21 protein-coding genes and 2 pseudogenes are annotated in these 21,545 nt (G+C 67.5%); 11 read left to right on the top strand and 12 right to left on the bottom strand.

Annotated features, from left to right (window positions below):
• The first annotated feature begins 24 nt into the window (after nucleotides 1-24).
• Nucleotides 25-1,725, top strand: a complete 1,701-nt coding sequence (gene ureC, locus LE197_RS24160) for an urease subunit alpha (protein ID WP_003099392.1) — start codon at nucleotides 25-27, stop codon at nucleotides 1,723-1,725.
• 118 nt (nucleotides 1,726-1,843) lie between these two features.
• On the top strand, nucleotides 1,844-3,211 hold the full coding sequence (locus LE197_RS24165) for a hypothetical protein (RefSeq protein WP_023087852.1): 1,368 nt from the start codon (nucleotides 1,844-1,846) through the stop codon (nucleotides 3,209-3,211).
• 9 nt (nucleotides 3,212-3,220) lie between these two features.
• Here the strand turns inward: LE197_RS24165 and LE197_RS24170 are convergent, their stop codons facing one another.
• Nucleotides 3,221-3,487 carry a DksA/TraR family C4-type zinc finger protein gene (locus LE197_RS24170; RefSeq protein WP_003099395.1) on the bottom strand — a complete coding sequence of 89 codons (267 nt, stop codon included), beginning with the start codon at nucleotides 3,485-3,487 and terminating at the stop codon, nucleotides 3,221-3,223.
• A gap of 125 nt (nucleotides 3,488-3,612) precedes the next feature.
• Between LE197_RS24170 and LE197_RS24175 the strand changes: the two genes are divergently transcribed.
• Nucleotides 3,613-4,227 (top strand): hypothetical protein, encoded by a 615-nt coding sequence (locus tag LE197_RS24175; protein ID WP_003121124.1) that lies wholly within the window; start codon nucleotides 3,613-3,615, stop codon nucleotides 4,225-4,227.
• Between the two features lie 91 nt (nucleotides 4,228-4,318).
• Here LE197_RS24175 and LE197_RS24180 read toward each other — a convergent pair whose 3' ends face one another.
• Nucleotides 4,319-5,182, bottom strand: a complete 864-nt coding sequence (locus tag LE197_RS24180; RefSeq protein WP_019681409.1) for an isocitrate lyase/PEP mutase family protein — start codon at nucleotides 5,180-5,182, stop codon at nucleotides 4,319-4,321.
• A 207-nt stretch (nucleotides 5,183-5,389) separates the two neighbouring features.
• Between LE197_RS24180 and LE197_RS24185 the strand changes: the two genes are divergently transcribed.
• The gene (locus LE197_RS24185; RefSeq protein WP_003099398.1) at nucleotides 5,390-6,655 is read left to right on the top strand and encodes an Hsp70 family protein; all 1,266 of its coding nucleotides are present in this window, start codon (nucleotides 5,390-5,392) and stop codon (nucleotides 6,653-6,655) included.
• A gap of 174 nt (nucleotides 6,656-6,829) precedes the next feature.
• Here the strand turns inward: LE197_RS24185 and LE197_RS37355 are convergent, their stop codons facing one another.
• A complete protein-coding gene (locus LE197_RS37355) occupies nucleotides 6,830-7,099 on the bottom strand; it encodes a PsiF family protein (RefSeq protein ID WP_058133593.1) in 270 nt (89 codons plus the stop codon).
• A 27-nt stretch (nucleotides 7,100-7,126) separates the two neighbouring features.
• Nucleotides 7,127-7,246, bottom strand: a pseudogene (locus LE197_RS37360) (PsiF family protein); the annotation flags it as partial.
• Nucleotides 7,247-7,400: 154 nt separating this feature from the next.
• Between LE197_RS37360 and LE197_RS24200 the strand changes: the two are divergent.
• Together LE197_RS24200 and osmE are read left to right on the top strand one after the other, a co-directional pair.
• Entirely contained in the window at nucleotides 7,401-7,940 is a 540-nt protein-coding gene (locus tag LE197_RS24200; protein WP_003095483.1) for an MOSC domain-containing protein, read from the top strand.
• Between the two features lie 88 nt (nucleotides 7,941-8,028).
• Complete coding sequence (osmE, locus tag LE197_RS24205; protein WP_003095488.1) at nucleotides 8,029-8,373, top strand: osmotically-inducible lipoprotein OsmE; 345 nt, start codon at nucleotides 8,029-8,031, stop codon at nucleotides 8,371-8,373.
• Between the two features lie 43 nt (nucleotides 8,374-8,416).
• Here the strand turns inward: osmE and LE197_RS24210 are convergent, their stop codons facing one another.
• Complete coding sequence (locus LE197_RS24210; RefSeq protein WP_003095492.1) at nucleotides 8,417-8,824, bottom strand: Rho termination factor N-terminal domain-containing protein; 408 nt, start codon at nucleotides 8,822-8,824, stop codon at nucleotides 8,417-8,419.
• Between the two features lie 146 nt (nucleotides 8,825-8,970).
• Here LE197_RS24210 and brlR point away from each other — a divergent pair.
• A pseudogene (brlR, locus tag LE197_RS24215) lies at nucleotides 8,971-9,784 on the top strand (c-di-GMP-binding multidrug transporter transcriptional regulator BrlR).
• Nucleotide 9,785: 1 nt separating this feature from the next.
• Here the strand turns inward: brlR and LE197_RS24220 are convergent.
• Complete coding sequence (locus tag LE197_RS24220; protein ID WP_003112310.1) at nucleotides 9,786-11,855, bottom strand: AsmA family protein; 2,070 nt, start codon at nucleotides 11,853-11,855, stop codon at nucleotides 9,786-9,788.
• 295 nt (nucleotides 11,856-12,150) lie between these two features.
• Between LE197_RS24220 and LE197_RS24225 the strand changes: the two genes are divergently transcribed.
• Both LE197_RS24225 and LE197_RS24230 read left to right on the top strand, forming a co-directional pair.
• Nucleotides 12,151-12,684 carry a ferritin-like domain-containing protein gene (locus LE197_RS24225; RefSeq protein ID WP_003095503.1) on the top strand — a complete coding sequence of 178 codons (534 nt, stop codon included), beginning with the start codon at nucleotides 12,151-12,153 and terminating at the stop codon, nucleotides 12,682-12,684.
• A gap of 275 nt (nucleotides 12,685-12,959) precedes the next feature.
• Nucleotides 12,960-13,301, top strand: a complete 342-nt coding sequence (locus LE197_RS24230) for a hypothetical protein (RefSeq protein WP_003095507.1) — start codon at nucleotides 12,960-12,962, stop codon at nucleotides 13,299-13,301.
• 113 nt (nucleotides 13,302-13,414) lie between these two features.
• Here the strand turns inward: LE197_RS24230 and LE197_RS24235 are convergent, their stop codons facing one another.
• The 3 genes from LE197_RS24235 to LE197_RS24245 are packed head-to-tail and all read right to left on the bottom strand — an operon-like array spanning nucleotide 13,415 to nucleotide 15,470.
• On the bottom strand, nucleotides 13,415-14,182 hold the full coding sequence (locus LE197_RS24235; protein WP_003112308.1) for a molybdopterin-binding protein: 768 nt from the start codon (nucleotides 14,180-14,182) through the stop codon (nucleotides 13,415-13,417).
• Nucleotides 14,179-14,793 (bottom strand): cytochrome b/b6 domain-containing protein, encoded by a 615-nt coding sequence (locus LE197_RS24240; protein WP_003161310.1) that lies wholly within the window; start codon nucleotides 14,791-14,793, stop codon nucleotides 14,179-14,181. The genes LE197_RS24235 and LE197_RS24240 overlap by 4 nt, the downstream gene beginning before the upstream one ends.
• 53 nt (nucleotides 14,794-14,846) lie before the next feature.
• Entirely contained in the window at nucleotides 14,847-15,470 is a 624-nt protein-coding gene (locus LE197_RS24245; protein WP_016264118.1) for a hypothetical protein, read from the bottom strand.
• Between the two features lie 137 nt (nucleotides 15,471-15,607).
• Between LE197_RS24245 and LE197_RS24250 the strand changes: the two genes are divergently transcribed.
• Nucleotides 15,608-16,297, top strand: coding sequence for a heavy metal response regulator transcription factor (locus tag LE197_RS24250; RefSeq protein WP_003095515.1), 690 nt, complete (start codon nucleotides 15,608-15,610; stop codon nucleotides 16,295-16,297).
• Nucleotides 16,276-17,667, top strand: coding sequence for a sensor histidine kinase (locus LE197_RS24255; RefSeq protein WP_003099516.1), 1,392 nt, complete (start codon nucleotides 16,276-16,278; stop codon nucleotides 17,665-17,667). Before LE197_RS24250 ends, LE197_RS24255 begins: the two co-directional genes overlap by 22 nt.
• On the opposite strand, the gene LE197_RS24260 is transcribed toward LE197_RS24255, so the two are convergent.
• The 3 genes from LE197_RS24260 to LE197_RS24270 all read right to left on the bottom strand — a co-directional run bounded on the left by LE197_RS24260 (nucleotide 17,658) and on the right by LE197_RS24270 (nucleotide 21,403).
• Nucleotides 17,658-18,974 (bottom strand): MFS transporter, encoded by a 1,317-nt coding sequence (locus tag LE197_RS24260; protein ID WP_003095519.1) that lies wholly within the window; start codon nucleotides 18,972-18,974, stop codon nucleotides 17,658-17,660. The two genes, LE197_RS24255 and LE197_RS24260, sit on opposite strands and share 10 nt — an antisense overlap.
• Nucleotides 18,975-19,193: 219 nt before the next feature.
• Nucleotides 19,194-20,306, bottom strand: coding sequence for a fatty acid desaturase DesB (desB, locus tag LE197_RS24265; protein WP_016852187.1), 1,113 nt, complete (start codon nucleotides 20,304-20,306; stop codon nucleotides 19,194-19,196).
• Complete coding sequence (locus LE197_RS24270) at nucleotides 20,303-21,403, bottom strand: ferredoxin reductase (RefSeq protein ID WP_010793714.1); 1,101 nt, start codon at nucleotides 21,401-21,403, stop codon at nucleotides 20,303-20,305. The genes desB and LE197_RS24270 overlap by 4 nt, the downstream gene beginning before the upstream one ends.
• Nucleotides 21,404-21,545 lie beyond the last annotated feature (142 nt).

The following is a 21,545-nucleotide window of genomic DNA, read 5'->3' on the forward strand; positions in this document are numbered from 1 at the left end:
CGACGATCGCCAAAGGAGCGTTCGATGAAAATCAGCAGACAAGCCTACGCCGACATGTTCGGCCCCACCGTCGGCGACCGCGTGCGCCTGGCCGACACCGACCTGTGGATCGAGGTGGAACGGGACTTCACCGTCTATGGCGAGGAAGTGAAGTTCGGCGGCGGCAAGGTCATCCGCGACGGCATGGGCCAGAGCCAGCTGGGCGCGGCGCAGGTGGTCGACACGGTGATCACCAATGCGCTGATCCTCGACCACTGGGGCGTGGTCAAGGCCGACGTCGGTCTCAAGGACGGGCGCATCCAGGCCATCGGCAAGGCCGGCAACCCGGACATCCAGCCCGGGGTGAACATCGCCATCGGCGCCGGCACCGAGGTGATCGCCGGCGAGGGCATGATCCTCACCGCCGGCGGCATCGACACGCACATCCACTTCATCTGCCCGCAGCAGATCGAAGAGGCGCTGATGAGCGGGGTCACCACCATGATCGGCGGCGGCACCGGCCCCGCCGCCGGGACCAACGCCACCACCTGCACCTCCGGTCCCTGGCACATGGCGCGGATGCTCCAGGCCGCCGACGCCTTCCCGATGAACATCGGCTTCACCGGCAAGGGCAACGCCAGCCTGCCGCTGCCGCTGGAGGAGCAGGTGCTCGCCGGCGCCATCGGCCTGAAGCTGCACGAGGACTGGGGCAGCACCCCGGCGGCGATCGACAACTGCCTGGAGGTCGCCGAGCGCCACGACATCCAGGTGGCGATCCACACCGACACCCTCAACGAATCCGGCTTCGTCGAGACCACCCTCGGCGCCTTCAAGGGCCGCACCATCCACACCTACCACACCGAGGGCGCCGGTGGCGGCCACGCACCGGACATCATCAAGGCCTGCGGCTTCGCCAACGTGCTGCCCAGCTCGACCAACCCGACACGGCCGTTCACCCGCAATACCATCGACGAGCACCTGGACATGCTGATGGTCTGCCACCACCTCGACCCGGCCATCGCCGAGGACGTGGCCTTCGCCGAGTCGCGCATCCGCCGCGAGACCATCGCCGCCGAGGACATCCTCCACGACCTCGGCGCGTTCAGCATGATCAGCTCCGACAGCCAGGCCATGGGCCGGGTCGGCGAAGTGATCACGCGCACCTGGCAGACCGCCGACAAGATGAAGCGCCAGCGCGGCCGCCTCGACGGCGACGGTGCGCGCAACGACAACTTCCGCGCCAGGCGCTACATCGCCAAGTACACCATCAACCCGGCGATCACCCACGGCATCAGCCATGAAGTGGGCTCCGTCGAAGCCGGCAAGTGGGCCGACCTGGTGCTCTGGCGCCCGGCCTTCTTCGGCGTCAAGCCGAGCCTGATCCTCAAGGGCGGTGCCATCGCCGCCAGCCTGATGGGCGACATCAACGGCTCGATCCCCACGCCGCAGCCGGTGCACTACCGACCGATGTTCGCCAGCTACGCCGGCAGCCGTCACGCGACCAGCCTGACCTTCGTCAGCCAGGCCGCCTTCGCCGCCGGCGTACCGCAGCAGCTCGGCCTGCGCAAGGCCATCGGCGTGGTCAGCGGCTGTCGCGGTGTGCAGAAGACCGACCTGATCCACAACGGCTACCTGCCGACCATCGAGGTCGACGCACAGAACTACCAGGTACGCGCCGACGGCCAGTTGCTCTGGTGCGAACCGGCGGACGTGCTGCCGATGGCGCAGCGCTATTTCCTGTTCTGATTCCCACGCGACGGGTCCCGGCGCCACGCCGGGACGTCGACCGCTCCGTTCGGACAGCTTGGCTTGTCGGCGCTAGCGGCGACAATGGCGCCTACCCGTAGCCGCCGGCAGTCCGTCCATGTCCTCCCGCCAATCGTCCCGCAACGCTTCCACCCCGTATCTGGCCAAGGCCTTCCAGGCAACGGCCATCGTCGTGGTGAGCTACTTCCTCTACTGGACCTACCAGCTCTACCAGTACGGCGAGATTCCCATCAGCAAGAAGGACGTGATGCTGCGCCAAGCCATCCTCGCGCGCTTTCCGGCGGACTACGAGGTGGAGATCAAGGGCGCCGACCTGCTCGGCTTCGGCGAGAAATTCCTGGTCGCCTACGGCAATCGGCGCTTCGTCGGCAAGGCCTTCGCCATGGACGACCAGGTCATCGAGCGCCTGGAGCGGAACCAGGGACGGACCAACCTGCCGCTGGTGAAGGTGTTCTACATCGCCGAACCCGGCCTCCTCTCCTCGCTGCTCAACCTTTCCCCGTTCCTGGATATCCAGAAGAACATGGTCGAGCTGAGCCTCCGGGAATACCGGAAGATCCAGTTGGTCCCCTTCGATCCGGACGCGAAGCGGAAACCGCGCGAGCAGTTCGAAACCGATTATGCCTTCCCCCAGCTGTTCAGCCTCAGCCAACTGGAAGTCGCCGACTACGACGGCGACGGCCGCGACGAACTGCGCCTGGGCTACCTGTCCTACGCCGGCGGTTCGGGAGGGACGCGCTGGTCGGTGATCTACGACCTGAAGGACGGCGCGCTGACCGCCCATTCCGGCTATCCGGAAATGCTCGACATCGACGTCGCCCGGTTCATCCAGGCGGTCAACCTGTACGCCGGCCTCGACGGCACCCTGCCACGCGACCAGCGTCAGCTGGAAGACGTGGTCGGCCGAGGCAGCGAGCGCTTCGCGCTGACCGCCGCGGAGCGCCAGGCACTGGTCGCCGACCCGCCGCAGCGGGACGACTACGCCAGGGTCCTGATGAGCCTTTCGCCGCGCTCGCCCTACGCCCCCGATCGCTTCATCGACCTCGGCGACGGCAGCCGACTGAGCCTGGCCCCGCGCCATACCGACGATTACTCGACCTTCCTCGACATCGGCGGGAAGAAAATCTTCGTCGAAGCCTTCTACGTCGACGACGACGCCTGCCACTGGTGCGAGCATCGCTGGCGAGTGATGGCTTTCCATTACGACGACGGTCGCTGGATCTCGGACCGCACCATCAACGGCGACGGCTTCAACGGGCAATGGCTGCGCAACGCGGAGCCGCTGGGCCTCAACGACGTTTTCGGTACCTACCGCGACCAGGGCCCGGCGGGCCTGGCCTGGTCCTTCATCGACCCGCGCTGGACCGCCTCCAGCCAGCATGACATGGACGATCCGCTGGGCGTGGGAATGCGCACCCTGTCGCCGGTGGAGCAATGGGTGAAGGAACGCTATCGGGAAAACTGAGGCAGGCCTTCAGCGCAACTGGCTGTCCTTGCTGCCGCGGCGGTTGTAGCCGCTGAACTTCGCCTGTTCCCTGTCGTGCTCGGCCTGGCAGTTGACGCACAGGCGCACGCCGGGAATCGCTCGGCGCCGCGCTTCGGGGATAGTCGCGTCGCACTCTTCGCAATGGGTCAGGCTCTCGCCACGAGGCAACTGGCTGCGCGCACGAGCGATGGCATCCTCGATCGTGCTGTCGATCTGTTCCTGCACCGCACCGTCGTTCGCCCACCCGCTGGCCATGACTGACTCCTCTGGCTGAAACCCTGGAACCTCCAGATATGGGCGTTCGCCCGCGGCTTTGCAAGGGCGGCGCGACCATCGGCCTGGCGTGGCACAATCGCCAGCCAAGCCTGGAGGTACACCGCATGATGGGACCGTTCCGCCGCCTCGCCCACCTGATCGACCAGGGCCGCCAGCTCGACGCCGCGCTCGCCGGCGATCCGTTCGCTCTGCCGGCGCCGGAGGACCGCTATAGCGTCCGGCAACTGCACGGCCTGTATCCGCGCCGTCATCCCGGTCTCTACGCACCGCTGCTCGGCAGCCTGGCGCTGCTGCTCGGTGCCGCGCCGCTGGGTCTTGCCGCGCTGCGCCTGGCATTGCCGGAGGCTCCTTTGCGGCCGCTGGGCTGGCTCTCCGCCCTGCCGCTGCTGGCGGCCTGGCTGTGGCTGATCGCCCTGCTCTCCCGTGGCGCCAGCCTCGGCCCGCGCCTGGCCCGCGACGCCAGCCTGCTGCTGGTCGCCACCGGGCTCCTGCTGCGCCTGGCCAGCGGCGAGACGTCGGGCCTGGTGGCGCTCGGCGGCGGCGCCTGTGCCTGGCTGCTGTTCAACAGCCGGGCGATGCAACGCTACATGGAACTGGTCTACGCCCAGCGCCTGTACCGCGCCCAGTCGGCCAACCGCCCCGGTTCGGCGCAGCGGCGCCTGGCCAACCAGGCCGCCTACCGCGAACGCAAGCGACGCGAGCGCTCCGGGCGATCCTGAGCCAGACTGTCGCCCTGCGACCTTCTGCGCATTGGCGGGCGTCGCCGACCTGCAGGCGCGGCAGCGCAACATGAGCCTGGCCTGAAATCGCCTACTCTTTGACTTCCATGTAGTCGCGGGCCCAGGCCTGGTATTCCTCGGGGAAGGTGTACTTCTTCGACAGCTCCGAGGCGGTCAGGTCCGAGGCCACCGCACCGCGCTCCTCGCGCAGGCAGTCGTAGGTCGCCTTGATCGCGGCGAAATAGGCGGCGTGGCCGTTGACCACGACACGCACGCCGAGCCGCGCCAGGCGGGCGTCGTCGCGCAGTTGCGGATTACCGTAGGTGACCAGCATCAGCGGGATGTGCAGGTGCTCGGCGATCGCCTCGAGGTGGGCGAAGTCGCGCACGCCGACCAGGCAGATACCATCGGCGCCGGCTTCCTGGTAGGCCAGGGTGCGCTGGATCACCGCATCGACGTCGATCAGTTCGGCGTTGGTCCGGGCAATGATGGTCAACGCCGGGTCGACCCTCGCCTCCAGGGCCGCGCGGATCTTGCCGACGCCTTCCTCGACGCAGATCAGGTCGGTGGACTTGCGCCCGAACTGCGCCGGCAGCAGGGTGTCCTCGATGGTCAGCGCGGCGATTCCGGCGCGCTCCAGTTCGACCACCGTACGCATCACGTTCAGCGCGTTGCCGTAGCCGTGGTCGGCGTCGGCGATCACCGGCAGGCGCGCCACCCGGCCGATGCGGGCGGCCTGCTCGACGAATTCGCTGAGGGTGATCAGGGCGAAGTCCGGCGCCGCCAGGACCTGCAGGGAAGCCACCGAACCGCCGAGGATGCCGCACTCGAAGCCGAGGTCGGCGGCGATACGCGCCGACATGGGATCGAACACGGAAGCGGTGTGGTAGCAACGGGAGGAGTCCAACAGCGCGCGAAACATCGCACGCAACTCATGGTGTGAGGCTCTATGCATGGCGAAATCCAGGACAACACGGCAAGACGGAGTGGGAAAGCAGCGCCAACATAGCACCATGCGCAGGCCCCTTGGCAAATCCGTATACAAAGGTCGGGGCGGCCCGCACGGACGTCCCAGGACGCTTCCTGCCGATCGCCGGCGGTGAAATCTACGACGCTCTCGCATACACTGCGCGGCCGTTTTTTTCCCGGACCGTTTCGCGCCATGAACCCGAGCACCGCCGCCCGCGCCCTGGGCATCGATTTTGGCACCTCCAACTCCACCGTCGGCTGGTGGCGGCCGGAGGTCGAACCGCTGATCGAGCTGGAGGACGGCAAGATCACCCTGCCCTCGGTGGTGTTCTTCAACGTCGAGGAGCGCCGCCCGGTCTACGGCCGCCAGGCGCTCGGCGAGTACCTGGAGGGCTACGAGGGCCGGCTGATGCGCTCGCTGAAGAGCCTGCTGGGCTCCAAGCTGCTGAAGAGCGAGACCACCGTGCTCGGCAGCGCCCTACCGTTCAAGGACCTGCTCGGCCTGTTCATCGGCCAGCTCAAGGCGCGCGGCGAGGCCGCCGCCGGGCAAGCCTTCGACGCGGTGGTGCTGGGTCGCCCGGTGTTCTTCGTCGACGACGACCCGGAGGCCGACCGCGAGGCCCAGGACACCCTGGTGCAGGTGGCCAACAAGCTCGGCTTCAAGGAGGTTTCCTTCCAGTACGAACCGATCGCCGCGGCCTTCGACTACGAGCGCTGCATCCAGCGCGAGGAACTGGTCCTGATCGTCGACATCGGCGGCGGCACCTCGGACTTCTCCCTGGTGCGCCTGGCGCCGGAGCGGCGCAACCTGGCCGAGCGCCAGGACGACATCCTGGCCACCGGCGGCGTACACATCGGCGGTACCGACTTCGACAAGCAGCTCAGCCTGGAAGGCGTGATGCCGCTGTTCGGCTACGGCAGCCGGATGAAGAGCGACGCCTTCATGCCCACCAGCTACCACCTGAACCTGGCCACCTGGCACACCATCAACGCGGTGTACGCGCAGAAGTCGCAATTGGCGCTGAAGAACATGCGCTACGACATCGTCGACAGCACCGGCATCGACCGCCTCTTCAGGCTCATCGAGGAACGCGCCGGGCACTGGCTGGCGATGCAGGTGGAAGACAGCAAGATCCGCCTGACCGAAACCGAGCGCCTGCACCTCTCGCTGGAGCGCATCGAGGCCGGGCTCGGCGTGGAGCTGACCCGTGGGCTGTTCGAGAACGCCGTCGACGGACTGCTGGAGCGCGTGCGCAACAGCGTCGCGCAACTGCTGGCCTCGGCCGGGGTCGACCCGGACCGGGTCGACACGGTGTTCTTCACCGGCGGTTCGAGCGGCATTCCGGCGCTGCGCCGGAGCGTCTCGGCGATGCTGCCCAACGCCCGTCATGTCGAGGGCAACCTGTTCGGCAGCATCGGCAGCGGCCTGGCCATCGAGGCGAAGAAGCGCTACGGCTGAGCCGCCCTGGCCGCGCCCCTGCCCTATAGGGGGATAAGGTCACACCGGGCCCGCCATGGCGGATAACCGCGAGCGGTTATTCGCCCTACGCCAAGACCACGCCACACCCGTCCGCAGGGCGGATAGCGCCACAGGCGTTATCCGCCGCCACACCGAGCCCGACGAGGGTGGGGCTCACTTCTTCAGGCAGGTGCTCATGAACGCCTTGCGTTCGTCGCCCTTGAGCGCCTTGGCGGTGGCGTCGGCGTTGCAGGTCTTCATCTTCTCCTGCTGGGTCGCCGCCTTGGCGCTGCCGCCGGCCTTCAGGCAACTGCTCATGAACGCCTTGCGTTCGTCGCCCTTGAGCGACTTGGCACTGGCGTCGGCGTTGCAGCTCTTCATCTTCTCCTGCTGGGCGGTGGCCTTGCCGCCGGCAGGCGCGCCGGCCTTCAGGCAGCCGCTCATGAACGCCTTGCGTTCGTCGCCCTTGAGCGCCTTGGTGGTGGCCTCGGCGTTGCAGGCGGTCATCTTCTCCTGCTGCGCGGTGGCAGCGAAACCATGGGCCGAGACGGCCATGGCCAATACGAACATCGGGATACGCAGGATATTCATCGAACTCTCCTTGAAGGGCTGCACGTTCGCATGCAGGTGCGCTGAAGTCTAGCGACTGCGGCGGGCTTTGCAGGGGCTGGGAACGCGTCCTGTGCGCTTGCGACAAGCGTCATGTTTCGCGGCTAGACTGACGCTTCGCACGAGGAGGAGTTCCATGCAACAGGTCATCGCGGTGAGCCTCTGCGCCACCCACGCGTTCAGCAAGCAGGTGCGTCCCGCCATCCGCCTCCTGAAAGGCCTCGGCGTCGAGGGCGACGCCCACCACGGCGTCACCGTGAAGCACCGCTCGCGGGTGCGGCAGGACCCGACCCAGCCGAACCTGCGCCAGGTCCACCTGATCCACGAGGAATTGCACGACGAGCTACGCGCCAGCGGCTTCGCCATCGGCCCGGGGACCATGGGCGAGAACATCACCACCCGTGGCGTCGACCTGCTCGGCCTGCCCACCGGCACCCGCCTGCGCCTGGGGGAAAGCGCCCTGGTCGAGCTGACCGGCCTGCGCAATCCCTGCTCGCAGCTGGACAACTACCAGCCCGGACTGACCGCCGCCGTGCTCGGCCGCGACGAACAGGGCAACCTGATTCGCAAGGCCGGGGTGATGGCGATCGTCCTGGAAGACGGCGAGGTTCGCCCCGGCGACGCCATCGATATCCAGCTGCCCCCCTTGCCGCACCGGGCCCTGGAGAAGGTCTGAGGCAATCCGCCGCGATTCCGGGCGAACTCTGCGCGAGGGCCTGCGTTCCAATGTTGGCAAGCACCGCTCAACCACAAGGAGTCACAGCATGTACAAGCAGTCACTGGCGGCACTGTTCGTGATGGCAACCCTGGCCGGCTGCGCGTCGACCAAGGTGCAGAACCCGGTCAACTACATCACCTTCCGCAACGAACCGCTGGTCAAGGATGTCGAGAAAGGCATGAGCCAGCAGGAAGTCCTGCGCATCGGCGGCACGCCTTCCGGCACCCAGAAGCGCCTGATGAAACCGGGGAGCTGCAACAGCTACATCCTCAACAAGGACGGCCAGCAGCAGCCGTTCTACGTCAGTTTCGACGGCAGCGGCAAGGTCGACGGCTCGGGCTTCCTGAGCTGCTCCGAGCTGGACCGCCACGAGCGCGACGCCCGCCCCTGACGGCTCGACGCCCCGCTTCCTTACGGAGGCGGGGCGTCTGCGTTCAGGCCCGGGACAGGGCCTCGATCAGTTCGGCCTTGCGCATCGTCGAACGACCGCGGATGTCGCGCTTGCGCGCCAGCTGCATCAATTCCTCGCGGGTCATCTCGCTCACCGAGGTGCTGCCTTGACGTTTGCCACGGCTCGCCGAGCCGCGGTTGGCCGGTCTCCCTGAGCGGGCCTGGGCGGCGCGATGGGCCGAGTCCTTGCGGTCGGCGCGCTTGGCCGTCTCGCTCTTGGCGCGGCCGGAACCGCCCTTGCGCTCGCCGCCGCCGGACTGCTTGTTCACCGTCGCCCAGGCGCGCGCCTCGGCTTCCGATTCGCTCACACCCTTGGCCTTGTAGCTCTCCTCGATGTGCTCGGCCTTGCGCTGCTGCTTGTCGCTGTACTTGCTCTTGTCGCCACGGGGCATGGGGATATCTCCCTTTGCGATGGGTTCACTGTTGGGACCGGGAGGCGACGGCGGACGTTCAGAGAAAGTGCGCACCGGCACAAACCCCTTGACCTTGCCCCAGGGGCAATCCGTAGTCTGCCGCTATCCCGCAGCAGGAACCGGAAATGCTCACCATCGGCCAACTGGCGCGAATCTTCGAGATCTCCACCAAGACGCTTCGCCACTACGATGCCATCGGCCTGTTCGTCCCCGCGCGCACCGGTAGCGACAACGGCTACCGCTACTACCAGCCGGAACAGATCGAGCAGCTCTCGCGCATACTCGCGCTGCGCCGGCTGGACGTTCCGCTGGAAGCCATCGACCGCCTGAAACGCGATGGCGCGCTGGACGACCCGCAACGCCTGCGGCATTTCCTGCAACGACACCAGCACACCCTGCGCGAAGAGATCAGCGCCCGCCAGCGCCTGCTGGCGGAACTCCGACCGAACCCTGGCGACGCTCGCCCACTGGAGGATCCGCAACATGCATGCACGAATCGTCGAACGTCCCGCCTTCAGCGTGGTGGGCATGGAATACTTCGGCAGCGCCCCCGGCGACACCATCGGCCAGCTCTGGGAACGCTTCATCCCGCGCGAGCACGAGATCGCCGGCAAGCACGATCCCGAGGTCTCCTATGGCATCTGCGCGCAGCAGCCCAACGGCGAATTCCACTACGTCGCCGGCTTCGAGGTGCAGGAGGGCTGGCCGGTGCCGGAGGGCATGGTGCGCTTCCAGGTGCCGGCGCAGAAGTACGCGGTGTTCACCCACAAGGGCACGGCGCCGCAGATCGCCGAGAGCTTCCAGGCGATCTACAGCCACCTGCTCGCCGAACGCGGCCTGGAGCCCAAGGCGGGGGTCGACTTCGAATACTACGACCAGCGTTTCCGCGGACCGCTGGATCCGAACTCGCAAGTCGACCTGTATATCCCCATCTACTGAATCAGCGCTTGCCGGCCGGCACCTTGGCTGGCAAGCGCATGCGCTGCAGCAGCGCGGTGCACTGGTTGTCGTCGCTTTTGCTCGGCGCCACCAGCGCCAGCAGGCTGGCCGCCGGGCCCACCGTCACGCCGAGGGCTATCATTCCCGCGCCGCGCGCCACCAGCGGCCCGGCGTGGACCCCGGCGTCGGGCTTGGCGAAGGTGCCGCGCACGTACAGCGGCGAGCGCAGCGAGAAGATCCGCAGGCCCTTGCTGTGCGGGGTGACATCGAGGTCGAGCTTCTCGTTGGCGAAGTTCACCGTGCCGTCGACGTTGACCAGCGCGTTCTCGGTGTCGAAGACGAACAGCCGGCTGGTCATCAGGCCCTTCTGCAGGCCGAAGTCGGCGGCCGCGCAGTTGATCTTCACCTCGTCGTCGCCGAACAGCTTGGTCACCAGGTAGTTTCCGACATTGAGGCCGGCGATTTCGGTCAGGCCCTTGCTGATCGCACCGTCGTTGATCAGCATCTTCAATTCGCCATCGGCGCCGCCGAGGATCTTCGCCACCGAATTGCCACTGCCGCTGAGACTGGCGTCGCCGTTCAGCTCGCCGAAGCTGGTCTGCATCGGCGCGAAGCCGGGGAACAACTGCTTCAGCTTGAAGCCCCGCGCGCTCATCTTCACTCGGCTCTGCATCGGCTGCTTGCCGCCGTCCAGGCGGATGTCCGACTCCAGCTTGCCGCCGGCCACGCCGAAGCGCAGGGGCTCCAGGCGCAGCAGGCCGTCGTTGAGCACCAGATGGGTATAGAGGTCGCTGATCGGCAACTGGTCGCTGTGGACGATACGCTTGCCGGTGAATTCCACGTCGGCGTCCATGTCGCGCCAGCGCTCGGTACGGAATTCCTCCACCGGCAGCACCTTGTCGCCCGGCTGGCGGCTGGTCTGCCCGCGCTTCTGTTTTTCGGCATTGCTGTCGGCGCCGATCAGCGGGCCGAGGTCGGCGAAGCGCAGTTGCTCGGAGGTCAGCTTGCCGGACAGCTTCGGCCTAGGCTGGCGAGCGACGAAGGTCAGGCTGCCGTGCAGGTCGCTGGCGCCGACCTTGCCGTTGAAGTTCTCGTAGCGGAACAGTGCGCCGCCCTCCTCCTTGAGCCGCGCCAGCAGGTGTCCGTCGGTGGAGTAGGCCGGAGTGTCCGGCAGGGTGATGCCGGTCAGCGGATAGAGATTGGCCATGCTGGTCCCGGACAGCTTCAGGCGCAGGTCGAGGGCGCCGAGGTTGAGCGGGTCGGTCAGGGTGCCGACCACCGCGGCACGGGTGCTGCCGGCACTGACCTCGGCCTGTAGCGGGAAGGGCTTGCTCGCATCCTGCAACGCCAGCATCCCGCCGACCTTGCCCGAGCCGGCCAGAGCCTGGCCCTTGTAGGTGCCCTTGACCTTCCAGCCGAACACATAGTCCTGGGCGTTCGCCGCATCGCCCGTGGCCAGCGCCTTGCCGGCCAACTGACCGAACGGCACCGGCTTGCCGAGCGGGTCGACCAGCACTTCCAGACGTGTCTTCAAACGCTGGTCGTCGAGGCTGACGCTACCCTTGTCGAAACCGATCTCGCGGATGTCCAGTTGCCAGGCGGACGGCTCGTCGCTGTCGCTGGCAGGCAGGTCGAAATCCCAATTGGCGCGGCCGTCGGCCAGGCGCAGGAGCTCGGCGCGCGGCTGGGTCAGCTTGATCTGTGGAATGCGGATGGTCTGCCAGAGCAACGGCAACGGCGCGAGGCGGAATTCGATGCGTTCCAGGCTGGCGAACTCGCTCGCCTTGGTCTTGCCCGCCGTCCACTCCGGGTTGCCGAGGGTGATGTCCTCGGCGCTGAAGCGCGGCCAGGGGATCCAGGCGCGCCAGCCTTCCTCGCCCTCCTCGCGGCGCCAGGCCACGGCGAGGTTGCCGTTGATGGCGAACGGGCGGTTCAGCGCCGCCGAGACCTTTTCGTTGAGGGTGGGCTTGATCAGGTTCCAGTCGAAGGTGGCGATAAACACCACCAACGCCGCCAGCAGCAGGACCAGGCTGGCGAGGCTCCAGGTCAGGATCTTTCGGCCGCGCGTCATGCACAACTCCTTTTCGCCGCGTCGGTTGTCGGGCAGGCGCGGCAGCGCGCCTCGCTCAGCCCGTCAGTGTGCAGGCTGGCCCATGGACTCGCCAGCGCGAATACGCCGGCCCGTTCCGTTAGGACCGGCGAAACGCCGGCATTGCTCCCCGTCCCACGCATTTCAGGCAAAAGGCCAGTTCGGCGGCGGGTCGATAAAACTTTTTCGACCGCGTGGGACTCACACCTTAGGTAAGCAGAAAAAGCCGGCCGCAGAGCCGGCCCTTTTCACCGGATCAGCCTCAAGGAGAAAACCGATGACCACCGTTCAACTGACGGACGTCCAGACCCTTCGCGACCGTGCCCGCAAGAACATCCAGGAAGGCGCGGTCACCGAAGGCTATTCGGCCGATCGCCAGACCGTCCTGCGCCTGCTCAACGAAGCGCTCGCCACCGAGTTGGTCTGCTTCCTGCGCTACAAGCGCCACTACTTCATGGCCACCGGCCTTAAGGCGAGCATCGCCGCCGCCGAGTTCCTCGAGCACGCCAACCAGGAAATGCAGCATGCCGACCAGTTGGCCGAGCGCATCATGCAACTGGGCGGCGAGCCGGACTTCAATCCGCGCGGCCTGGAGGAGCGCTCCCATGCCGAATACGTCGAAGGCAAGACCCTGAAGGACATGGTCACCGAGAACCTGATCGCCGAGCGCATCGCCATCGACAGCTATCGCGAGATCATCACCTACCTCGGTAACGACGACCCCACCACCCGACGCATTTTCGAGGAAATCCTGGCCCAGGAAGAAGAACATGCGGACGACATGGCCGACATCCTCGACGACCTCGCCTGACGCCAGAGCAAGACCCGTCCGAGAGCCGGTGCCCGCAGCGCCGGCTTTTCTTTTCACCTTATTTATCCAATTTATCGATTAAATAGAGAAAAGCTAACTATCCTTTACGAAATCTGCGACATCACAAAAATAATCAATTAACTTACTGATAAATAATAAGAAAAAATATAATCACCAATATCGATAGACACTATCATCGCACTTCGTTTTTAAATCGATTTATCCGAACTGAAAATGACTCCAACGCAACCAACAACCCACTCGGAGTCACCGCCATGAAAGCTTCCCTGATCCTCGGCCTCGCCCTCGCCACCCTGACCGCCAACGCCGCCTTCGCCGCCGACGGCTCCAGCCGCACCATCGACCGGCTGCATCAGGACATGTCCAGCGTCGAACTGCGCATCGCCGACAACGGCAGCGAGCAGACCATCGACCGCCTGCACAAGGACATGACCAAGGCCGAAGCCCGCCTGGCCGACAACGGCAGCGAGCAGACCGTCGACCGCCTGCACAAGGACATGACCAAGGCCGAAGCCCGCCTGGCCGACAACGGCAGCGAACAGACCGTGGACCGCCTGCATCGCAGCATGAGCCGTTTCGACCTGCGCACCGCCTGACCGCTCGTTACGCCGCAAGGCGCGAGAAAAGCCCGGCTCGATGCCGGGCTTTCCTATTTTCCCATCCCTGTCGCGCTGGGCGCATGGCCCGAGGCAAGCCGCACTCTCCCGCCTCAGACTCCGCTGAACCAGTTGTAGCCCTGGTCCTCCCAGTAACCTCCGGGATTGCTGTTGCTGACGAAGATCTCCACCACGTGCTTGGCGTTCTTGAAGCCGAGCTTGGTGGGAATCCGCAGGCGCAGCGGGTAGCCGTTCTCCTCCGGCAGCGCCTGCCCGGACATCTCCAGCGCCAGCAGGGTCTGCGGATGCAGCGCGCTGGGCATGTCGAGGCTGGAGTAGTAGCGGTCGGCGCACTTGAAGCCGACGTACTTCGCCGAGGTGTCGGCGCCGACCAGCTCCAGGAAGGTGCGCAGCGGCACTCCGCTCCACTGGCCGATCGCGCTCCAGCCCTCGATGCAGATCAGTTGCGTGACCTGGCTGGCCTGCGGCAGCCGGCGCAGTTGCTCCAGGCTCCAGGGGCGCTTGTCGCGGACCCGCCCGGAAACCTGCAGGCGGTATTCCGGCAGGTCGATCTCCGGCACGTTGTAGGCCGGGTAGAACGCGTTGAAGGGGAACGGCGAGGCCACCTGCGACGGATCGAAGGTCGGCGCCAGCCGCGTACGGCTGAACAGCCAGGCCTGGACCCGGTCGTTCCAGCGCGACATGGCCCAGAGTACCTTGTCGACCGAATCGCCATCCTGTAGCCGGCACCCCGAGAGCATCGCCAGGGCGCCCAGGGACAGGCCGCCGCGCAACAGCAGGCGGCGTTGCAAATCGACCATCTGCCGCTCGCTGGACGGGTCGATCGCGATCTTCGCGCGCTTCTTCTCCGGCCCCTTCATCCTTCGCTCCTCCGTCCGCGCCGCCACTCGCGTCCGATGATCATCGGCAGCAGGGTGCGCGGCACCAACAGCACCAGCAGCAGGTGCACGACGACGAACCCGACGACCCCGGCCATGGCCAGGAAATGCACCCAGCGCGCCCCCTGGAAGCCACCGAACAGCGCGGTCAGCCCGTGCAGTTGCACCGGTTTCCAGATCGCCAGCCCGGACAGCACCAGCAGCGCGCCGAGCGCCAGGACCAGCCAGTACAGCAGGCGCTGCACCGCGTTGTAGCGGCCCGGCTCATGGACCAGGCGCAGGCCGAGGGCGAGGCGCAGGTCGCGCCAGACGCCGGCCGCGCTCAAAGGCAGGAAGTCGCGACGAAAATGCCCGCTGGACAGTCCGTGGGCGAGGTAGCACAGGCCGTTGCCGAGCAGCAGCCACATGGCGGCGAGATGCCAGGCGATGGAACCGCCGAGCCAGCCGCCGAGGGTCGCCCAGGCGGGAAAACGGAAATCCAGCAGCGGCGAAGCGTTGTAGATGCCCCAGCCGCTGCCGATCAGGCAGGCCATGGCATAGGCATTGAGCCAGTGGCAGAGTCTCACCGGCCAGGCGTGCAACGCACGGTTCATGGCTTTTCTCCCAGGAAACCCGGCCGGGACGGACGCGCCGTCCCGGCGAAACCTCACATCGGCGGGGTCACGCCGTCCTTGCCGACCGAGATGGCCAGGGCGGTGAGGCTGCCGTCGGCGCCCTTCTGCGGGAACAGCACGACCTTGGCGCCAGGCTTGAGCAGGCTGCGCTCGCCCGGCTCCAGGCTGACGATGGGCACGTCGTCCGGCACCACCACGGTCTTCTCGCCATCGGCGTATTTCACGGTCATGCGCCGGCCCTGGCTGACCACCAGGTTGCCGACCGTACCGTTGGTCATGGTCGAGGCGCTGCCATCGGCGTTCTCCCAGGGCCGGTGGCCTTCGCCGCTGCCGCGCAGGCTGGGGGCGAAGACATGCACCTCGAGGGCCTTCAGGGTGCCGTCGGGCTGCGGCACGGCGGCGGTGCCGATGAAGCTGTCGGGCTGGATGTCCTCCGGCTTCGCCAGCGACACGGCGCGGATCGCGGTCTTGTCGGTGAGCCTGACCGTCAATTGCTGGCCGTTGCGGGCCTTCAGTTGCAGGTGGTCGTCGGCGGCCTGCTGGATGGTGCCGCGCAGCGGCTGCAGCATGCCCGCAGGCGGTTGCGCGGCGAAGCTGGCGGCACTGGCCAGGAGCAGGCCGAAGAACAGCGCGGGGGAAGCCTTGAGTCGAAGCATCGGTCGATCCTCGGTGGGGTTGAGCCTCGATGGTCGCCCCGCCGGCGGTACCCGGAGATGACTTTCGCATGACAAAAATGTCACCGAATCCGCGCCGCGCGCTGGCTAGAATGGCGGCGAACGAGGGGGAACGAGACATGCGCATCCTGGTGATCGAAGACGATACGAAGACCGGCGAGTACCTGAAGAAGGGCCTCGGCGAGTCGGGCTATGCGGTCGACTGGTCGCAGCACGGCGCCGACGGTCTCTACCTGGCGCTGGAGAACCGCTACGACCTGGTGGTCCTCGACGTGATGCTGCCCGGCCTGGACGGTTGGCAGATCATGGAAGTGCTGCGCAAGAAGCACGATGTGCCGGTGCTCTTCCTCACCGCCCGCGACCAGCTGCAAGACCGTATCCGCGGCCTCGAACTGGGTGCTGACGACTACCTGGTGAAACCCTTCTCCTTCACCGAGTTGCTGCTGCGTATCCGTACCCTGCTGCGCCGCGGCGTGGTCCGCGAGGCAGAGCAGGTGCAACTGGCCGATCTGCAGCTGGACGTGCTGCGGCGCAAGGTCAGCCGCCAGGGGCAGGTGATCGCCCTGACCAACAAGGAGTTCGCCCTCCTGCACCTGCTGATGCGCCGCGAGGGCGAGGTACTGTCGCGCACCCTGATCGCCTCGGAGGTCTGGGACATGAACTTCGACAGCGACACCAACGTCGTCGACGTGGCGATCAAGCGCCTGCGCGCCAAGGTCGACAATCCCTTCCCGAACAAGCTGATCCATACCGTGCGCGGCATCGGTTACGTCTGCGAGGAGCGCCCGTGCCCGCCCGCCGCTCCCTGACCCTCTACGCGGCGCTGCTGTTCGCCGCGGTGGCGGCGCTGGTGGTCAGCGCGGTCGGCTTCTACCTGTACCGCTCGGTGGAAGAGGCGATGCTGCGGCGCAGCGACGTGATGGTCGCCGGCCGGGTCGAGCACTTCCGCAACCTGCTGCGCGACAACCTCACCCTGGCCGAGCTGAAGGCGCGCCCGCGTCTGTTCGAGAACATGCTCGGCAACGAGCAGGACATCCTGCTCCTCGGTCAGCCCGGCGAGGCGCCGATCGTCGCGGTCAACCCGCGCCACGAACGCCTGCCGTCGCTACGGGTGGTCGCCGCCGGCCAGGCGTTGAATCCGTCCGTCGTGCACGCCGCGCTGACCCACGACGGCATCCCGATGCGCGTGCTCGCCGCCGAGGTCCTGGTCGGCGGCCGCGAGCCGTTGCAGATCACCGCCGCGCACCTGCTGCTGGGCGAGACGCGGATGCTCGCCCAGTACCGCGACCGGGTCATCGCCGCCGTGCTGCTGGCGTTCCTCGGCACCGCCCTGCTCGGCTGGCTGGTCCTGCGCCACGGCCTGCGCCCGCTGCGCACGCTGGCGGCGAAGGCGGCGGAGATCCATCCGACCAGCCTGGATACCCGCCTCGACGTCGCCGCCGCGCCTGCCGAGTTGCAGCAGGTGGCACAGTCGTTCAACGCCATGCTCGAACGCCTCGACGACGGCTACCAGCGCCTGCAGCAGTTCTCCGCCGACCTCGCCCATGAGATCCGCACGCCCATCGGTTCGCTGATGGGCCACGGCCAGGTGGCCCTGCGCCAGCCGCGCAGCAACGAGGAGTACCAGGCGCTGATCGCCTCCAACCAGGAAGAGCTGGAGCGCATCGCGCGGATGGTCGAGAGCATCCTGTTCCTCGCTCGCGCCGACGACGTGCGGGCAGCGGTGGAGCGCAGCCGCCTGGACCTGGGCGAAGAACTGCGGCGCCAGGCGGAGTATTTCGAAGGGCTGGCCGAGGAACGAGGGCTGAGCCTCGACGTCCAGGTCAGCGGCCAGCTACGCGCCGATCCGCAACTGTTCCGCCGGGCGCTGAGCAACCTGCTGGCCAACGCCATCCGCTACGCCAGCGCCGACAGCCTGATCGAAGTGCGCGGCCTGCGCCGCTCGGGGGAATTCCTGCTGAGCGTGGAGAACGCCTGCGACAGGCTGCCGGCCGAACCGCTGTCGCGCCTGTTCGACCGTTTCTACCGTGGCGACGCCGCGCGCAGCGACGCCCAGTCCAGCGGTCTCGGCCTGGCCATCGTCCAGGCGATCATGCGCCTGCACGGCGGCCGCGCCGAAGCGAGTGCACCGGCTCCGGGACGCATCCGCTTCGACCTGGCGTTCCCGGCTCAGGACTGAGCAGGTTTCTCGCCGGCGTCCGGCTCGCCGTCGGAGCGGCCGATATTCGCCGGCGCCTCCACCACCAGCTCCTCCGGCACTTCCTCGACGCGCGGGTCGAGGGTGGCGGCCATCGGGCTGACCGTGTCCGGCATCGCCACGTGTTGCAGCGGCGCCTCGTCGACCCGGTGTTCGCCGGTGACGCGCTTGGGCTGCACCCAGAACACCAGCAGCACCGCGTAGCCGGACACCAGCATGTAGAACAGTCCCGGACCGAAGTGGCGCATCAGCGCGCCGGCCACCAGCGGACCGATACAGGCGCCGACCCCGTAGGTGGTCAGGAGCATCGCCGACAACGCGACCCGACGCGGCTGCTCGACGTGGTCGTTGGCCAGCGCCACCGCCAGCGGATAGAGGGTGAACAGCAGCATGCCGGTAACGAACCCGTTGGCCAGCAGCAACCAGTACGGCAGCGTCACCAGCCCCCACATCGGGATCGAGGCCAGGCACAGCAGCACCGCATTGCCGCGGATCAGCCAACTGCGGTCGAGGCGGTCGGACAGCCAACCCAGCGGCCACTGCGCACAGAAGCCGGCGACGATGCACATGCCGACGAAGAAACTCGATTGCGAGGCATCCAGGCCGTTGCGGTTGGCGTAGACCGGCGCCAGGCCGTAGAAGGCGCCGACCATCAGGCCGGCGATGAAGATGGTGCCCAGCGCCTGCGGCACGCGCTGCCAGAAGAAACGCACTTCCAGCGGCGCGGCGACCAGCTTGGCCGGGTGCACGCGCCGGGTCATGGCCAGCGGGATCAGGCACGAGGCGAAGCAGATGGCGACCAGCAGCAGCGGCTTGTAGTCGAGGGTCGGGCTCAGCGCCAGCAGGCCCTGGCCGAGCACCAGGCCAAGATCGACGGCGACCATGTAGCCGGCGAACACCTTGCCGCGCTGGTGGCTCTCGGCCTGCTCGTTGAGCCAGCTCTCGATCACCATGTACTGGTTCATCATCACCGCGCCGGTAATGAAGCGCAGCAGCAGCCAGACTTCCAACTGGTCGACCAGGGCATGCAGCAGCACGGTCACGGTGGCGATCCCGGCGCAAGCCACGTAGGAGCGGATGTGGCCGAAGCTGGCGATCAGCTTGTGTCCGAATTTTCCACCGCAGACCAGGCCGAAATAGTAGGACGCCATCAGCCCGCCGACCCACAGGTCGCCTGCGCCTTCCTGGGTCAGGCGCAGGCCGATGTAGGTGGTGAACAGGCCGGAGCCGGCCAGCATGAGCAGGGTGGCGGTGTAGAGCGCGGGAAAGGTGACGAGCGGGCTGAACATGACGGTTCCTGGACGGACGGGCCCCACGGCCGGCATCCGCCGAGCATTGATAGGTTCGGGAAGGATCGACGCTGCTGGCCGATCGCGGGCGCAGGCCGTCCTGCGTTCGGCGAGACTCCGACGCCGCGCGGCGGCCGGAAGCCACGTCGCGGTGCACAGGGCGGCATTATCCCCGCTCCGGAGCGGCCCCGCCACGGGCGCCGCGAGCGTTCCGTCGGCTCAGCCGCGCCCCGCCGGGAGGGGCTCGCGCGGCGGCAGCCGATATACCCAGATGCGCCGCAAGACAGTGAGGAATTGCCGTCCCAGGCGTCCGCTGTTGTAGGTCTGCCCGTAGCGCCGGGCGATTTCGCGGACCTCGCGGGACAACGCGGCGTAGCGACGCGCCGGCAGGTCCGGGTAGAGGTGGTGCTCGATCTGGTGGCTGAGGTTGCCGGTCAGGATGTGGAACAGCGGCCCGCCCTCCAGGTTGCTGGAGCCGCGCAACTGGCGCAGGTACCAGTGGCCACGGGTCTCTCCCTCCAGCACCGAGGGCGGGAAGACCACCGCCTTCTCGGTGAAGTGGCCGCAGAAGATCACCGTGAAGGTCCACAGGTTGCGCAGCACGTTGGCCAGCAGGTTGCCGACGAACACCGCGCCAAAGCCGCCGGCGAACAGGCCGAGAAGCGGGAACAGCAGGTAGTCCTTGGTCCACTGGCGACCCAGCTTGGCACGCAGGCGGCGTAGCAGCGGCATGAGTTCGGCCTTGTCCAGGCGCCCCTTGGCGTACTTGTCCAGGCGCAGATGCTGGATCGCCACCGCGTACTGGAACAGCAGCGCCTGCAGCGTCACCCACAGCGGTTGCCAGCGGTAGAACGGCTTCCAGCGCTGCTCCGGGAACAGGCGCACGACCCCGTAGCCGACGTCGTCGTCCTTGCCCAGCACGTTGGTGTAGGTGTGGTGGATATGGTTGTGGGTGTGCCGCCAGAAGTCGGACGGCCCGGCGATGTCCCACTCGTAGGCGCGGCCGGCGAATTCCGGATCGTTCATCCAGTCGTACTGGCCGTGCATGACGTTGTGGCCCAGTTCCATGTTCTCGAGGATCTTGCCCAGGCCGAGAAGCAGGCTGCCGAGCAGCCAGGTCGGCGGCAGCCAGCCGAACATCAGCAGCGCCCTGCCGCTCCAGCAGCAGACGCGCACCGCCGCGCGGACCCGGCGGATGTAGCGCGCGTCGTCCGCGCCGAGATCGGCCAGGGTACGCTGGCGCAGGGCGTCGAGTTCGGCGCCGAAGGCCGCCAGTTGTTCCGGGGTCAGTTCGCGGTCGTCGCGCATCGCAGGGCTCGCAGGTCGGTTCACAGGTCCAGCGCCAGGTCGCCGTGGGCGGCGCTGACGCAGAGGCGGATAGGCTGGCCGGGCTCGCTGCACAGCGCGCCGCTGCGCAGGTCGCGCACGCAGCCGCTGAGCAGGACGCAGGTGCAACTGGCACAGATGCCCTGGCGGCAACCGTGGGCCGGGCGCAGGCCGTGGGCCTCGGCCTGTTCCAGCAGGCTGGCGGCGCTGTCGCCGGAGACTTCCCGCTGCGACCGGGCGAAGCGCAGGCGCACTTCGCGCGGCGCCTCCCCGCTGCGCCAGCGCGGGACGCTGAAGGATTCCGTCTGCAAGCCGGCGAAGCGTGCCCCCAGTTGCTCGCCCACCGCCTCGACGAAAGCCGCCGGCCCGCAGGCCAGGGCCTGGCTGCGCGCCAGGTCGGTTGCCCAGCCGTCCAGGTGGCGCGGCTGGAAATGCCCCTCCAGGCAGCCATCGGCCCGCGCCCCGCGGGTCAGGCTCCAGCGCAACTCCAGGTTCGGGTGGCGCGCCGCCAGCGCCTCCAGCTCGCCGAGCCAGGCGCGCTGGCCGGGATGACGGACGTAGTGCAGCCACAGCACGGGACCGCGATAGCCGTTCTCCAGCGCCTCGCGGAGCAGGCCGAGCAAGGGCGTCAGGCCGCTGCCGGCGGCCAGCAGGCAGACCGCCTCGGCCTGCATCGGCCAGCGCAGATCGCCTTGCGCGGGTTGCAACTCGACACGCTGGCCGACCGCCAGGTGTTCGCACAACCAGGGCGAGAGCAGCCCGTCCGGGTGACGCTTGACGGCGATTTCCAGGCGCTCGCCGACCACCCGGGTCAGGCTGTAGCTGCGCCCGACCCGCACCCCGTCGCGCTCTGCCAGCAGCTGGATGTGCTGGCCCGGCCGCGCCGGCGGCCAGCCGGGGGCGGTACGCAGGGCCAGGGCGAGCATATCGTCGGCCACCCAGTAGCGTGCCTCGACCCGCGCATAGTGGCGGTTCAACGACGCCAGCGGATGGGCGTGGCGCAGCAGGCCGTCGACATCGGCCTCACGCAGCCAGCCACGGGCGGCGAGACGGCGCAGGGGTGCGAGCAAAGGGGTCAGGAGCGCGAGGGGAAGCAAGGCCATGGAAAATATTTCAGTGAACGATCGTTCACAAAACTTTGCCCGTTCCGCGCAATCGAGTCAACAAGCGTTCACTGATGTATCCTTCGACCGCTGCCGTCCCCGGTTCGACCGGGTCGCAGGGCTTTTGCTACAGTCGCCGGTC

It is taken from the genome of Pseudomonas sp. PS1(2021) (genome assembly GCF_020405165.1).
In the GTDB taxonomy this organism is placed as follows: Bacteria; Pseudomonadota; Gammaproteobacteria; order Pseudomonadales; family Pseudomonadaceae; genus Pseudomonas; species Pseudomonas aeruginosa.